This window comes from Candidatus Hydrogenedens sp., assembly GCA_035378955.1.
GTDB lineage: Bacteria > Hydrogenedentota > Hydrogenedentia > Hydrogenedentales > Hydrogenedentaceae > Hydrogenedens.
In genome coordinates this window covers 64,915-80,413 of sequence record DAOSUS010000004.1, presented here as the reverse complement: position 1 = coordinate 80,413, position 15,499 = coordinate 64,915, and the positions used below count along the sequence as shown (strand labels likewise).

The 15,499-nt window shown below is 36.5% G+C and carries 15 protein-coding genes and 1 pseudogene; 14 read left to right on the top strand and 2 right to left on the bottom strand.

The genetic code is table 11. From position 1 onward, the window contains the following. Positions 1-16 precede the first annotated feature (16 nt). Both PLA12_01830 and PLA12_01825 read right to left on the bottom strand, forming a co-directional pair. Positions 17-1,837 (bottom strand): hypothetical protein, encoded by a 1,821-nt coding sequence (locus PLA12_01830; protein HOQ31228.1) that lies wholly within the window; start codon positions 1,835-1,837, stop codon positions 17-19. Between the two features lie 29 nt (positions 1,838-1,866). Next, entirely contained in the window at positions 1,867-2,607 is a 741-nt protein-coding gene (locus tag PLA12_01825; GenBank protein ID HOQ31227.1) for a hypothetical protein, read from the bottom strand. A gap of 215 nt (positions 2,608-2,822) precedes the next feature. Between PLA12_01825 and PLA12_01820 the strand changes: the two genes are divergently transcribed. The 14 genes and pseudogenes from PLA12_01820 (at position 2,823) to PLA12_01755 (ending at position 15,379) form a co-directional block, all read left to right on the top strand. Beyond that, a complete protein-coding gene (locus PLA12_01820) occupies positions 2,823-3,755 on the top strand; it encodes a response regulator (GenBank protein ID HOQ31226.1) in 933 nt (310 codons plus the stop codon). A 47-nt stretch (positions 3,756-3,802) separates the two neighbouring features. Beyond that, complete coding sequence (locus PLA12_01815; GenBank protein ID HOQ31225.1) at positions 3,803-4,411, top strand: GNAT family N-acetyltransferase; 609 nt, start codon at positions 3,803-3,805, stop codon at positions 4,409-4,411. A 197-nt stretch (positions 4,412-4,608) separates the two neighbouring features. Next, positions 4,609-5,010 (top strand): flagellar basal body rod protein FlgB, encoded by a 402-nt coding sequence (gene flgB, locus PLA12_01810; GenBank protein HOQ31224.1) that lies wholly within the window; start codon positions 4,609-4,611, stop codon positions 5,008-5,010. A gap of 4 nt (positions 5,011-5,014) precedes the next feature. Further along, positions 5,015-5,440 (top strand): flagellar basal body rod protein FlgC, encoded by a 426-nt coding sequence (flgC, locus tag PLA12_01805; protein ID HOQ31223.1) that lies wholly within the window; start codon positions 5,015-5,017, stop codon positions 5,438-5,440. An 84-nt stretch (positions 5,441-5,524) separates the two neighbouring features. Next, the gene (gene fliE / locus PLA12_01800) at positions 5,525-5,842 is read left to right on the top strand and encodes a flagellar hook-basal body complex protein FliE (GenBank protein HOQ31222.1); all 318 of its coding nucleotides are present in this window, start codon (positions 5,525-5,527) and stop codon (positions 5,840-5,842) included. A gap of 231 nt (positions 5,843-6,073) precedes the next feature. After that, entirely contained in the window at positions 6,074-7,630 is a 1,557-nt protein-coding gene (gene fliF / locus PLA12_01795; protein HOQ31221.1) for a flagellar basal-body MS-ring/collar protein FliF, read from the top strand. A gap of 37 nt (positions 7,631-7,667) precedes the next feature. After that, positions 7,668-8,669, top strand: a pseudogene (gene fliG, locus PLA12_01790) (flagellar motor switch protein FliG). Between the two features lie 20 nt (positions 8,670-8,689). Continuing rightward, entirely contained in the window at positions 8,690-9,388 is a 699-nt protein-coding gene (locus PLA12_01785; GenBank protein HOQ31220.1) for a FliH/SctL family protein, read from the top strand. Continuing rightward, a complete protein-coding gene (locus PLA12_01780; protein HOQ31219.1) occupies positions 9,375-10,682 on the top strand; it encodes a FliI/YscN family ATPase in 1,308 nt (435 codons plus the stop codon). The genes PLA12_01785 and PLA12_01780 overlap by 14 nt, the downstream gene beginning before the upstream one ends. A gap of 5 nt (positions 10,683-10,687) precedes the next feature. Then, entirely contained in the window at positions 10,688-11,146 is a 459-nt protein-coding gene (locus tag PLA12_01775; GenBank protein HOQ31218.1) for a hypothetical protein, read from the top strand. Positions 11,147-11,183: 37 nt separating this feature from the next. Then, on the top strand, positions 11,184-11,759 hold the full coding sequence (locus PLA12_01770; protein HOQ31217.1) for a hypothetical protein: 576 nt from the start codon (positions 11,184-11,186) through the stop codon (positions 11,757-11,759). A gap of 89 nt (positions 11,760-11,848) precedes the next feature. Then, complete coding sequence (locus PLA12_01765) at positions 11,849-13,411, top strand: flagellar hook-length control protein FliK (protein HOQ31216.1); 1,563 nt, start codon at positions 11,849-11,851, stop codon at positions 13,409-13,411. A gap of 12 nt (positions 13,412-13,423) precedes the next feature. Beyond that, positions 13,424-14,050 (top strand): flagellar hook capping FlgD N-terminal domain-containing protein, encoded by a 627-nt coding sequence (locus PLA12_01760; GenBank protein ID HOQ31215.1) that lies wholly within the window; start codon positions 13,424-13,426, stop codon positions 14,048-14,050. Between the two features lie 69 nt (positions 14,051-14,119). Then, the gene (locus PLA12_01755; GenBank protein HOQ31214.1) at positions 14,120-15,379 is read left to right on the top strand and encodes a flagellar hook protein FlgE; all 1,260 of its coding nucleotides are present in this window, start codon (positions 14,120-14,122) and stop codon (positions 15,377-15,379) included. Positions 15,380-15,499 lie beyond the last annotated feature (120 nt).

Below are 15,499 nucleotides of genomic sequence, written 5' to 3'. Positions count from 1 at the left end.
CCTTTATCTTATGATTTTAGTTTTCAACAGGCATATAGGAAGGCACTGCCAATTTTCCGCCTGTAGAAATTTTCTGTATTTCTTTTAATAATTTTTCATCCGCGGTTTGTATTCGAGAAGAAATCATTTGATATGTTTTTATATCTCCCAAAGCAAGAGAAGATTGAGCAATATACCACAATGCTTCAATTCCATAAGGGACAAAATTCTTTTGTTTTACTAAAAAACTTACGGGTGTTAGATGTTCTATAGATTCGTTAAATTTTCCCATATTAAACAATGTTTTTCCAAAAGAAAGCCATGTTTCAATTTCTTCTTCATTCATGAAGGAAATTTGTTTTTCTAAAACTCCAGATTTTCTTTTAATCCTATCATATATTTTCATCAATTCTTGATATTCTCTTTTTGCACCAGGGTAGTTTTTCATTATTTCTTCATAAGTTACTGCAAGATTATATCGAACTCGTATTGTATTGGGATTATAGTACAATGTGCTGCAGAATATAGTCTCGTTATCTTTCCACTCTTGATTTCGAAGGTAAGTTAAATAAAAATAAAAAAGGGTTATAATGATAAGTAAGATATTTATTGCAGGGAGTATATATTTTTTATAAGAGTTTTGCGAAGTCAGAGGTTTTATATAGTAGCAAATTATCTCCAAAACACACCACCAGAAACCTATCATAGGTGTATACATCCAATGTTCTGCTTGGGGTGCATTCAATGTAAAAAAACCTGAGATAGGGAACCATGTAATTAAAAACCATAAAATACTTATAAAAACTCTATACAGTTTGTTTTTCCATGACCAATAAGCAATTAGACTGATGATGATTAAAAAAGCGTATCCAAGTAATGCTGTCCAATAGGGGGTGTTCTCAAGGGTTTGTTCCATATGTAAACCAAAAGGAAAAAAAAGAATTCGAATATAAAAAGCGAAAGATTGCCCGATTTCTACAATTTTATCGCCCCATGTTTTAATGATAGAAACCGACTTTTCTGAAAAGTTTAGTAGGGTCATTCGTAAAACAATATAGATTGCAGAAACTATTACAGAGAGTAAAAGAGGAAGCCATTTTTTTATTTGCTGGAAACCTGGTGCTTTTTGAAAATTTTGAATATTGGGTGTAAAAGGTATTATGAGTAAAATTAAAAGAGGAAAAATATTGCTGGATTCTTTACTGAGTAGTCCCAAAGTAAAAAATAATGGACAGGCGATTAGATATAGTTTTTTTCGCAGTCCCTTTTCTCCCTGTAAATACTGGATACAAGAAATAACCCCTGCTAATAGGAAAACAGCAGACATCATATCTGCACGACCACTAATGTAGGTAACGGCTTCTGTAGGAATAGGATGAACAGCATAAATTACACCTGTCCAGAAAGAAACAAAAAAAGGGGCTTTTAGTCGGTTTAGTAATAAAAATACAAGGATAACGACACATGCATGCCAAAGGCTGTTGGTTATATGAAAAACTAAGGGAGAAATTACAGGAAATAAAGAATTTTCCTTTTCCTGTTTATAGGACAGAAGGTAATCAAGCATAAAGGAAACAGAAACCAGAGGACGATAGAAATTTCCCTGCCCCCTTCCAAAAGCGTGCTGGTCTTCGAGAAAAAGTTGAAAAATCTTTTTAGGGTCTTGAACATGTTTGTGCATAAGGACTGACGAAGCATCATCCCAAACCCAGTCATTATTTAATGTATTGGCATAAGCGAGGAATGTTATACAAAGTAAAAGGAAAGAGTAGAAGAACTTTTCCGATAAGGAAAGAACAATACCTTCTTTAATTTCATTAGAATGTTCCCATGTCTCTTTTGACAAATTATCGGTCATTTTTGAAATCAATTTTTTAGTCGGTTTTACTAACCTTTATTTTTAGGTCCGGGGACTATCCATGTATCGTTTGCAGGAATGTAGAGTATCTCAACGGATTGTTGGTCTCCAATAACCCGAACTATGCGAAGTTTGGCTGGTTCTTTTTGTTTTGTCTGTGGGTTTTCAGGCTCGTAAAATTCTTCACCTTCGCGAACTTTAAAATTTTCTGTTTTATTTGTTTTGGTATCCGTTACATTAAGGAATACATACAAATCATTTTCTGCTTGTAGAAAGCCTGTAACTTCAACACGAGGGCGAGAGAGCATAAGTTCTGCCCTTTCCTTTAATCGGGCATATTTCCCATCAGGAGCCGAGGCTCCGGGACGCAAAACATCATAAATATTTATTCCTGCGATAACAAGAGCCCACCTCTGGTTATCTCTTGCTTTTCTTATATTTTCTTCTATCTCCGGAGCAATTCGGCTTATAGCGATTTTGCCGTTCTCAATTGCGGAGTATTTCGCTTTAATTCCTCGAAAATTATTTACAATAGTATCTTGTTGATCTTGCGGCAGACGGGTATTATTTACTACAGCATCTACCCATGGCTGGATTGCAGAACGCATTTCAGACTGTATCTGTTCCGGACTTGGCGGAGGGGGTTCTTGTTGGGGAGGAGGGGGGGGAGGTGGTTTGGAACAATTGATATTAGAAATAGAAATAATTCCAAGTGCAATAAATATAAATACATAAGCAAATCGTCTTAAAAACAAATTACTTTTTTTCATATTTTATCCATCCTCTATTTGATGTTTATGCTTCTATTTAATGTTATCATAGAAAAATGGTGTATCACAAAATATAAATTGAATTTCACCGTTAGAAAGTTTCATTTGAAAACAAATGAAATAAATGAAAATGATTTTATTGTGTATAATTTTGTAAAATCGTATATGTTTAAGTTTTAATTAATTTTTTTAAGTTTATTAAAGAAAGGGAATAAATGAGGATTCTAATTGTTGATGATGACTTAGATTTAGCAGAACTTATAAAGGTTAAATTACAAAGCGAGGGACATCAGGTTGATGTTATAAACACCGGGGAAGGTGCTTTTGAAAAGGCAAAAAGTTATAAACCGGATGTTGTGCTTCTGGATATTATGCTTCCCGGGGTTACTGGTTATCAGATATGTCGTAAAATCAGAAGAGACCCTGAAATTTATAAAACAGCTATACTTATCTTAACAGCATTAGGAGAAGAACCTGAGGTTCTGCATGGTTTGGAACAAGGGGCAGATGATTATCTGGTTAAACCCTTTAAATTAGAACGGTTAATGGACAAGATTTCATCTTTAGGAGTGTTAATAGCCTCTGTAAATAGTCGAAATCAGATAACTAATTTTCCCGGTACGGATGCAATCAAAAGAGAAATTAACCATAAATTGGCAAGGGGCGAACAAATAGCGGTTGTATATGTAAACATGACAGGTTTTAAACCGTATTGTGTTTCACGGGGTCCGGAAGGACAGAAACGAGCCTTAACTTTTCTTGCAGACCTTATGGTAGAAGTAAAAAAGAGTTTGGGTATTTATGAATGTTTTATGGCTCACATGGGAGGCGAACACTTTGTCATTTTATTAAATGCTTCAGATGTCGAAAAATTTTGTGAAGCCTTAATTACATCATTTGACCAGAAAAAAAAGGAATTATACACTTCCCAAGAATATGAGCATGGATATATTCTTGCCGTAGATAGGAACGGAACGGAGATAAAATGCCCATTGATGGCACTGTCTTTAGGTGTTGTGCATAATCAGTTCCGTCCTTTCCGAAATGCAAAGAAAATGTTTGAGGTGCTGGCACAGGTCCGACAAAAAGCCCAACCTGTCAACGGGAAGAGTATCTATTTTATTGACCGCCGACATACAGACCGATAAAAAATTAAACTTTTATAGATAAATAATGTAAGGATAAAAAAGTTTCTGTGGTGCATATCCGAGAAATTCGTGAAGCGGATATAGAGAAAGCAGTAGAATCTTTAGTCCATGCTTTTTATGATGATGGGTTGGTTTGTTATATGTTCCCTGAGGAAAAATTCCGTAAGGAATTTATAACATGGACATACGAGCGTTGGCTTCGACTTTTAATGACATTTAATTCCGTTTTTGTTGATGAAGATGTTCAAGGTGTTGCGGGTTGTATCCCCCCGTCTCTCTATCCACATATCCCTTTCCACTATATTATAAAAGCAGGATTTTTTCGGGCTGTGCCTAAATTAATATTCCGAAATTTTTGGCGACCTTTGCGTGCTTATTGGGATAATCAAAGTAGAACCCGAAGTGAGGTAAAAGAGCCTACATGGATTTTGGATATTCTGGGAGTACACCCTTCCGCACAGGGAAAAGGAATTGGAAGTGCTTTAGTTCAACATTTAATTTCCTGTGCTAATCGGGACAAAGTTCCTGCTTATGTGATTACGCATAAGGAAAAAAATATTATCTTTTATGAAAAAAATGGGTTCACACTTCTTAATAAAAAATATTCCCTCCCTGGGGGTCCTCCAACTTGTTCCCTAATTTATAAACCTTTATAAAAAATATCTCTTTATATTTTATTGGGCTCTTAAAAAGAAAAAATTTCCTTTGAAAGGGGAAAAAATATCTTTGTTTTCAAGCATACAAAAAAAGCAAAATGGGTTAAGTGCTTGTTTTCTTGATAGATACAAAAGTTTATTCATGTGGCATATCATTTGCTAAATAAAGAACCAAAATCTAAAAATGGTTACGATAAATGGTCAATGGAATAGGAAAAATAAGTGCTGAAACGATGTTAATTTCTGCAATGAAAGTAGCAGAAATTAATCATCGGTATATTGCTAATAATATAGCCAATGCGGATACGCCTGGATACACACAAAGGGAATTGGATTTTCAGAAATCTCTCAACGCCGTATTGCAAGGGCGAGGGGGTATCGTTCTCCGCACGAACCACCCTCGCCATATCCAGATAGAGAAAGAAGGAGTAGTCGTAGAAAAAAGAAGGAATGTATTAAAAAACGATTTTAATTCGGTGGATATTGATGAACAGATTGCAAAACTGACAGAAAATACAGGAAAAGCCACCGTTTATGCGGCATTATTAGCCAAGAAATTCAGTCAATTAACAACCATTATTAATGATTTGAAGAGATAGCATTATGCAAGTAGAAGGAATTTCAGCATGGGATATAGCCCTTAGTGGGATACGGGCTCAACGGCTGAGAATGAATATTATCGCAAATAATATTGCTAATGCGGAGACCACCCGAACAGAAAAAGGAGGAGGTCCCTTCCGCCGTCAAATGGTTCTTTTAAAAGGATATGAATTGGGCAAGAATGTGTCATCAAAACAAGCAGGGGTAAAAGTTAAATCCGTAATTTATGATATGTCACCATTCAAAGAAGTATATGAACCTGAACATCCGGATGCCAATGAGCAAGGCATTGTAAAATATCCTAATGTGCAACTTGCAAATGAAATGGCAGACCTTGTTTCTGCTCAACGAGCCTATGAAGCCAATATTGCGGTTTTCGTAGCAAATCGGCAAATACGACAAAGAGCATTGGAAATTTTGCAAAGATGAGTATTAAAAGATTTTTTTATGATAAAATAATGATATGATACATATAAGAAAAAGTTTAAGGAAATAATAAAGAGGTGATACCCCGTGGATAACATTGATTCAATTCACAATATAGGGCCAATAAAACCTAAAGTAGATATACCCTCGGTAAGTCCTGTTAAGACTACACCGGTTGAAAGCAAAACCTCCTTTAAGGATATATTGGTTGATGCTGTGTCTGAGGTTCAGAAATTACAAGATGAAGCAGATACAACAATAAAAAAATTAGTTTCGGGTGAGATAAAAGATGTGAGTGAAGTAATGGTGGCGGTTCAACGGGCAGATACTGCCTTTCAAACCCTGATGGCAGTTCGAAATAAAGTAATAACGGCGTATGAAGAGATAATGCGAATGCAAATTTAGTATTTGACATAAAGTCAAATACCCTGTGATTTGAACCATCAAATCCAGGAAATGGCGGAGGTAAAAATTGAATAATTTTTCCTAAAATTTTGTCGAAAAATCTTGACATAATACACTATATATTGTATTATATAAATAGAAATAGTCTATTAGTTTGGTTTTGTCTGTTGTGTTTAATTAAAATATATACAATATGATGATGAAAAATAAAAGAAAATATATAGTGTATTTATGGAAACAATTTTACAATTCATAAATGGAATAAGAGAATTCTGGGCTAAGTTAACGCTTAGTGCTAAAGTTATTATTGGGGTTTCTTTTTTTATAGTTTTTTTAGGTTTGTTATTAATTATATTTATTGGAACCCAACCTCAATATACAATTTTGTCTGCAGGACTTTCTCCGCAAGAAGTATCCAAAATAACAGATATATTATCCCGTCAGGGAATTCAATATCAGTTAGGGGATAACAATACAAGTGTTTTGGTCCCAATAAATCAACGAAGTAAAGCACAGTTATTGCTGGCAGAAAGTGATTTGCCTGTGGGTAGACCTGTTCCTCCGGGATGGGAATTATTTTCCACAACGGAACTGATGACCAATCAGTGGTTGCAGAATGTAAAATTTATGAGGGCTCTTCAAGGAGAAATACAAAAACAATTAAATGCTTTTGATTTTGTGAACAATAGTTATGTTCTTATTCGAGAAGCGAAGGAAGAATTATTTGTTTCCGAACAAAAACCCTCAGAAGCAGCGGTTACGCTTGATATTAATAGACCTCTTACAAAACAGGAAGTGAAGGCTATAGTTAGTATTGTAGACCATGCCGGTGGAGCCAATCTTCACCCTGGAAATATTACAGTAGTTAGCACCAAAGGAGATGTGTTATATTTACCTCCACAGGCAGGTTTTGCTTCTCTTGCAAGTTCCAAATTGGAGTTATTGACCGAATGGGAGAAACAGCGAGAGATGAAAGTAATGAATAAATTACGGGAATTAGGAGTTCGGGGAACCGTTTCTGTCAGTGCAAAGATAAATTTTGATAGTTCTGAAGAAGTCGAAGAAAAAGTAAGTGAAGGAACAGAAATAAGCACATCTACAACAGAAACTACCAGTGAAACAACGGAAAAACCTCCTGAAGGTGCTCCTGGCGTAGTTGCCAATGTTCCTGAAGCCACAGTTCCTGGGGCTACCTCTTCTAAGGAAACGACAACAGAGGAAATTTCCAACTATGAACCATCTCGTTTAACAAGGAAAAAGAAAAAGGAAGGAGGAGATGTTGAAAAATTCCTTGTAACTGTTATTGTCGAGGGAGATTATCAAGAAACACAGGATGAGCAGGGTAATAAAAAGAGAAACTATATAGGTCTTTCTGAAGAGCGGAAAAAGATGTTTAAAGATTTTGTAATGTCTGCAGTGGGAGAAGGAGAAGTTCCTACAGAAGTATTGGTTTATGACCAGCCCTTTGGTATTTCCGAATTAGAGACAGGAATTCCTAAAACCGAAGAAATACCATTCCAATGGAGAACATGGATAACGCCTATTACAATCATTATTCAATTATTAGTTATTTTTGCCGTCTTTCTGTTATTAAGGTCATTTTTGAGAAGTACCGTGGTAGAGAAAAAAGAAGTAGAAGAAGAAATGGAACCGATTGAATTACCGGGTGTGTCAAAAGAAGATTTAAGAAGACAAGAAGTGGCTCGGGAAGTGGCTCGGGTCTCTATTGAAGAACCCGAAACTGCAGCCGCTTTAATCCGTTCATGGCTAACAGAAGGAGAAGAGTAATACGGCACCGAAAAAAGATACAAAAGAACCCGAAAAATTAACAGGTCGTAAAAAAGCGGCAATACTGCTGGCATGTTTGGGACCCGAACATGCCAGTAATATTCTTGCACATTTAAGAGAAGCAGAGATTGACCGCCTGACACTGGATATTGCCTCTATGGGAACGATTGACCCAGAAATAAAAGCAAAAGTATTTGACGAGTTTTTTCAGATGGCAGAAGCAAAACGATTTGTGGCTGAGGGAGGTATAGAATTAGCAAAGGAATTATTAGAGAAATCTTTTGGTGCACAAAAAGCCGTAGAGATATTAGGTCGTTTGTAAAGCTCTTTGCAAGAAGTCCCCTTCCAATTTTTGAAGAAAGCGGACCCTGCCCAGATTAGTAGTTTTATTCAAGAAGAGCATCCTCAAACCATCGCTTTGATATTAGCCCATCTTGAACCCAAAGTTTCTGCCCTGGCTCTTTCTTCATTGCCTCCTGAAACCCAAACCGATGTGATTTATCGAATTGCAACTATGGACCGAACTGCTCCCGAAATTATTCATGAAGTAGAACATGTGCTGGAACGAAAGATGGCAGCTGTATTTACCCAAGGATTTACTTTTGCTGGAGGTGTGAAAGAGGTAGCAGAAATACTTAATCTTGTTGAACGCTCTGCGGAAAAGAATATTATGGAAAAATTACAAGAAAGAGACGCAGATTTAGCAAATGAAATTAATAAGTTGATGTTCACTTTTGATGATTTAGTTTATGTGGATGATGCAGGTATTCAAAAGGCATTACGGGAAATTGATTCTAAAGATTTAGCGTTAGCATTGAAGTCGTCCACTGATGAAGTAAAAGAAAAAATATTCAAAAATATGTCCGAGCGTGCTCGTGAGATGTTAAAAGAAGAAATTGAGTTTATGGGTCCTGTTCGACTGAAAAATGTGGAAGAGGCACAGCAAAGAATTGTGGCGGTTATACGTCGATTAGAAGAATCAGGTGACCTTATTATTACGGGAAGAGGAGAAGGTGGAGGAGAAGAAATTCTTGTTTAGCAATCAGGATAAATATACCTATGTCTCAATTTAAAAAAACACAAAAAGTTATTGCGGAAAATGCCGAGGTAAAGTTTTTATCTCGGGATGATTTGAAAGAGTTCCCTAAAGAAAGAGAGATATCCGATGACCCTTTAAGTATATATTCTCCGGAAGAATTGCGTACTATGATTTTAGAGCAAGCTCAACAGGAAGCAGAGAAAATTAAACAAAAAGCCTATGAAGAAGGATATAATGAGGGAAAATTATTAGCAGAACAGGAATTCCAACAGTTCCTTGAGGAAACGAATAAAATTCTTCAAGAAAGTATAGAAAAAATTACTCAAGCAAGAACTAATTTTTTGGAACAAATAACCCCTCAAATCCTCAAATTGGTTTTTCAAATTTCTGAAAAAGTAATCTCTGCTCAAGTTCAAACAAATTCGGATATTGTTAAAACAATTGTAAAAGAAACATTAGAGCAATTTATTGATAGTCAGGAGATTTCTTTACACATTCATCCAGATGATTATTCAATTATTGAGGATGAAATTAAGTCCCGAATAGGGGATGAAAATATAATGCAAAAGGTTATTTGGGTTCCCGATGAAAGGATAGAAAGGGGAGGATGTATAGCAGAAACAAAAACACAGTTCCTAGATAATCAAATATCTTCACGATTAGAATTAATTGTTGAAAAAATTGTTAGCCTTGCGAGGGAAAATGGTGTTGACATTTAAGCCCTATATAGATATTGTTCAAAAAACAGAGCCGTTTCATATTTGTGGCAAGGTGAAGAATATTACGGGGCTAACGATTGAAGTTAGTGGTCCGGAAATGAGAATTGGGGACCTATGTTATATATCATCAAGGGATAGGAAAAATTTAATACCTGTGGAAGTGGTAGGTTTTCGGAATGACCATTACCTTGTAATGCCTCTGGACGAAGTTCAAGGTTTAGGACCTGACTATATTTTAATTCCAACTTTTCAATCGAGAAAAGTTCCTGTTGGAGATGCCTTTCTGGGAAGGGTTATTGATGCTCTCGGTAATCCTATAGATGGGAAACCTTTCCCTAAAGTCAATGAAAAAAGGTCTCTATATACAAATCCTCCATCTGCCGTATTCCGTCCTCGTATCACAGAACCATTAGCAACAGGTATAAAATCTATCGATGGGTGTGCTACCTGTGGTAAAGGACAGCGTGTAGCGATTCTTTCAGGGAGTGGAGTTGGGAAAAGCAAATTGATTGGTATGATTGCACGAAATACCAGTGCAGATATAAATGTTATCGCCCTTGTGGGAGAACGAGGGAAAGAAGTTCGCGAATTTATTGATTTAGATTTAGGTGAAGAAGGAATAAAAAGGTCGGTGGTTGTCGTTGCGACATCTCATGAATCTGCATTAAGGCGAATTAGTGCAGGTTTTGTGGCGACAACCATTGCCGAATATTTTCGCGACCAGGGTGCCGATGTATTGTTGATGATGGATTCTATAACAAGGTTTGCCATGGCACAACGAGAGGTAGGCTTATCTATCGGAGAACCTCCAACTACGAAAGGATATACCCCTTCCGTGTTCAGTCTTTTGCCCCGTATTTTAGAACGGGTAGGAACATCCGAAAAAGGAACTATAACAGGTTTTTATACAGTCCTTGTGGAAGCAGATGATTTGAATGACCCTATAGGAGATGCTGTTCGAAGTATTACCGATGGACATATTTCTCTATCACGGAATCTGGCTTCGCGTGGACATTATCCCGCGGTAGATGTTTTAGAAAGTATTAGTCGTTCCATGATAGAAGTTACATCACCCGAACATCGGCTCCTTTCGAATAAGATACGAAATATTCTGGCTACTTATCGTGATGCAGAAGATTTGGTAAATATCGGGGCTTATGTTACCGGGTCAAATAAAGAGATTGATGAAGCACTACGGCTCATGCCGAAAATAAGAAAATTTTTAACCCAGGATTTGTATGAAAAGGTTCACTGGGACCAAATACTACCACTAATGAAGGAGGCACTCAGTTAGTTGTTATGAACCGAAGAGACTTTCAGCGTTATGACCCCTTAATAAGAATTCGTAAAACACAAGAACAATTATGTGCCCAAAAATTAGCGGAAACATTGATGAAAATACAGAATATTGAAAAGGAAATAGAAAACACAGAACAATTACAAAAAGACAACATGTCGCAAATTCAAACCATGCAAAAAAAATCACAGAAAGTAAAAGAAATTTCAGATTCCTTTGAATATATTGTATTTTTAGGTAAGCAAAAAGAGTTGTTAGAGAAGAAGAAAAGCGAATTAGAAGATATAGCCAATACGCAAAGAAAAGAATTGGAGCAAATTATGATAGAAGAAAAAATGCTCCAAAAATTGAGAGAGAATAGAGAAAAAGTTTTTCGTAACTGGGTTCAAAAGGAAATTCAAAAGAATACAGATGATTTAAGTGGAACACGATTTTTAATGAAGATTAAAGAAGCCCTATGATATAAAAGCATGGTGTCGAAATATAGGAAATAAAAATATGCGATTTCTCTTGATTATTATATTAGCAGTAATATCTTTTGTAGGGACACTGGTAGGAATATTAGCTGTTACCGGCAATTTGTCCAAAGAATCACTTCAGAAGTTAGTGTCCCCTTCACCTGCCACTCAAAAAGTAACAATACCTCAATCCAATGTTCAAGAAGATACCATTGCCACATTAATTGAGCAAATACAGAAAAAAGAAGCCTCATTAAAACAGAAAGAAGAGGAAATACAGAAAAAAGAGGAAGAAATAAAAGCAAAATCTCAAGAATTACAACAGATGCAGTCGAAAATAGAGTCCATTCAAAAAGAACTTAGTTCAAAATTAGGAGAGGATAAAAAAGAAAAGGCCGTGCAAATGCAAGCCATTGCCGTTACACTTAGCGGTATGAAACCAGATAAAGCCGCGGAACGGTTGAAAACAATGAACCCAGATGAAATTGCAGAAATTCTTTCTTATGTCAAACCTAAGGAAAGAGGAAAAATTGTAGAAGCCTTAGATGCTCAATTAGCAGCACAGGTGCTTCAAGCCCTACAAAAAGTGCAACCTCCTTCTACTCCCTCCTCATAAAAATTATCCCTCAATAAAAACAATCTATTTCAAAACCTATTCCTGATTTCTATTGAAATATTAACTTCTTTTTTTATAGGAGAGAACTTATGATTGATAGTGTAATGAATACCCTTTTCCCTGTTGTGTCCGGGGAAACCTCGATAACGGAAACATCTACTCGGGAAAATCCAAACTCTAATGGGAGTGATTTTGGACAGGTTTTGAGTTTGTTAATGGCACAAATGGGTTTAACAGCAATACCTTTTCAGCAGGATAGCAATAATTCTGTAATGGAAGCCGAAGTCCATTCAGAGGCACAGCCAGAAAATATTTCTCCTATTATGGCAAATCCGATTGATACAGAGTTACCCTCTAATGTAACGGGTGGTATTGCAGAAGAAATAATACAATTACCTGCTTCAGATATTGAATGCAATTCTACTGTTGAACAAAAGAATGAGCAAGTAAAAGATTTAACCCTTGTAAAGCCAGAGGTAAAACAAGATATTACTGCCACCCCCGAAACACAAGATGATTTGTTATTGCAAATAGGGAAGGAAGCAAAATTAGATGTTTACTCAAAACCTGAGATACAAGAAAATTTATTATTGCAAATAGGGACAGATTTAGGACAGAAAATTACAGAAGTGCCATTGGAACTAACTTCAATAGAGCCGACAGATGTGATAATAAAAAATTCGGCTCAATTAAATTCTTCGCAAAAAGAAAATCTATCCGCTGATAGTCAAAAAATAATTATTCCTGCAGATTTGGCTCAAATAAGTGAAGTAATGACAGCGAGTTTATCTCAAATTCAGGATAAACTACACATCAAGAACATGGAAATATCTACCCTTGTAAATCCTGAAGAACAGCAAAAACTGGGGCTGTTAAAATTGGGACAAATATCCAACGATAAAAATATCCAAAGTGGTGCAGTAGAAACACAAATAAACACACAACAGAAATATATGGATATATTGGCATATATAAAGCGCTATTTATCGGATAATGCAAATGGGAATCATCAAGACAATCTCCTTTCCAAAGTATTAGAAACAAGGTTAATTTCCGATTCAGGTGAACAAAGCAATTCAAGTTCACAACATAAATCTGATTTGCCGAATACGAACCCTCAAATAGGAATTCTCTCAGAAAAATCCATGAAGATAGGAAATGAAGGAGTTCAAGACAAAACATTATCTGTTATCACGACAGAACCTAAAGAAGTTGTTGCTAACCTATCTTCACTGAGGTCCGTTCTGGCAGAACAGATAAAGTTTGCGGTTCGCTCAGAAACAAAGACAATTACAATAAGATTGGAACCCGAATCATTAGGATTAATGGAGGTTAAGGTTCAGGAAAATTCAGGAAAGATCGGGATTCAACTGACTACTTCTAACAATGATGTTCATAAAATATTAACACAAGGATTACCTCAATTAAGAGAAGTTCTGAAACAAGAAGGTATCTTTGTTAAGGATGTGCAGGTGATTTCAACAGGGACAGCAAGCCTTATGTTAAATCAGGATTTTAATTCACATTCTTTTTCGAGGGAGGTTCAAATAGAACCTACCTCATATCACATAAATAGAGATTCACAACAAACAGTAGAAGAAACAAAACCCATTTCAGATTACCATAATGGTACATTAAGTTTATGGGTATAAAGGAGAAACAATATGAATGCAATGGTTCAATTTAAATCAAATATTTCGGGATTAAATGCCCCGACACCTACTCAAAGAACAGAGGTTTTAAAGGAAATGCAGTCCTTGTATCAGGCGAGAAGAAAAGGACTCCTTCAAGATTACTTAAAGAAAGTTATGGAGTCTACGGGTGCGAAGAGTTTATCTATTGCGAAATCTGCCGAAGCACAATCTACCAGTAATAACACAGGAACAACCCGGACACCATCAAGAGAGATAAGTTCCGATACATTTCTAAAATTACTGGTTATGCAAATGCAATATCAAGACCCCTTAGAACCGGTTCAGAATACAGAAATGCTTGCCCAGTTGGCTCAATTTTCGGCATTGGAACAATCTGTCAAGACAAATACAAATATTGCGTCATTGCAACAAGAAATTCAGACTTTATCTCAAAATGTGCAATTAATGTCTATGAGTGCCAGTCAACAAATGATTGGTAGATATATCGAAGGTTCTTCAACAGAGGGCACCTCTATTAAAGGAAAAGTGGATGGAGTATCTATTGAGAATGGAGTTGTCCTTTTCAATGTAGGTTCAAATAAAGTTCCTATTAACCAGGTTCAAAGCGTCCGCATAGAACCAACTAATACAAAGTAAAAGGATATTCATTTGAAATGAAAAGAATAGTTATTAATATAAAAAAATAAACCATAAGGAGATATAACTATGGGTATGGCAATGTTAACAGCAGTGACAGGTTTACAATCACATCAACGCAGGTTGGATGTAATTGCAAACAATATTGCAAATGTAAACACGGTTGGATACCGTTCTTCTCGTGTCCTTTTTCAGGATTTATTTTCTCAATTGTTAAGGGGAGGTTCTGCCCCGGTAGGCAATTTCGGAGGTTCTAACCCTCAACAAGTAGGGTTAGGTGTACGTATTGCAAGTATTGATGTCAATCATCAGCAGGGTTCCCTTTTGTCTACAGGTGTTTCTTCGGATTTGGCAATACAGGGAAATGGATTCTTTGTATTGAGCGATGGACAGAAAACAGCATTTACGCGCGATGGCTCTTTTGATTTAAACTCAAACGGATTGCTTATTGACCCCGCTACCGGTATGCGTGTGCAAGGCTATATTGCTGACGATACAGGAGTCGTGAATACGAACCAGCCACCGCAGGATATTTCTATACCCATTGGAAGTGCAGGGATTGTTCGTTCTACTACTAATGTATACTTAATTGGAAATTTGAATGCCAATGCTCCTACATCTCCTACCCCGACAACAGTAACGAGAACAGTAGAAGTGTATGATTCTTTAGGTACGGCTCGCGAAGTTACTTTAACATTTACAAAACAGGCAACCCCTGCGAATCAGTGGACATGGGAAGCCTTATACGATGGGAATAGCGTGGGTACTGGAACACTAACATTCAGCACTTCCGGCACATTACCATCAGGAACAACAGGAACAGTGACCATTCCCGCAGCATTAATGAATACCACAGGTTCACAACCTAATGATTTGACATTTAATTTAGATTTTACGGAGATTACTCAATTGGCTACAGATAGCACTACGGGTAGTGATGTTACAGTTCGTTCGCAGGATGGTTTTCCAAGAGGTGTCCTTGAAAGTTTTAATATAGGGTCCAATGGAGAAATTGTGGGTGTTTTTAGCAATGGACTTACCCGCGTTTTTGCTCAGGTAGCCTTAGCAACATTTTCCAATGTAGGTGGATTGGTTCGCGATGGAAATAATATGTTCCTTGAAACTCCGGCTTCTGGTGTCGCTCAAGTGGGTCCTCCACGTTCAGGGAGCAGGGGCACTGTCTCTGGTGGCGTTTTAGAAAGTTCCAATGTTGACTTAGGTACAGAATTTAGCTCATTAATTGTAACTCAACGCGGATTTCAGGCGAATGCCCGAACCATAACCGCAGCAGATACACTTCTACAGGAAACCGTCAATTTAGGAAGATAATCTAATACATGATTTTATTAGCAACCAATCTAACTGATTTTCCATTGGGCTGAGGTTTTAAACCTCAGCCTATTTTTTTTTAGTAGAATTGTAATAGCAAAAAATGATTCAATCATGTTA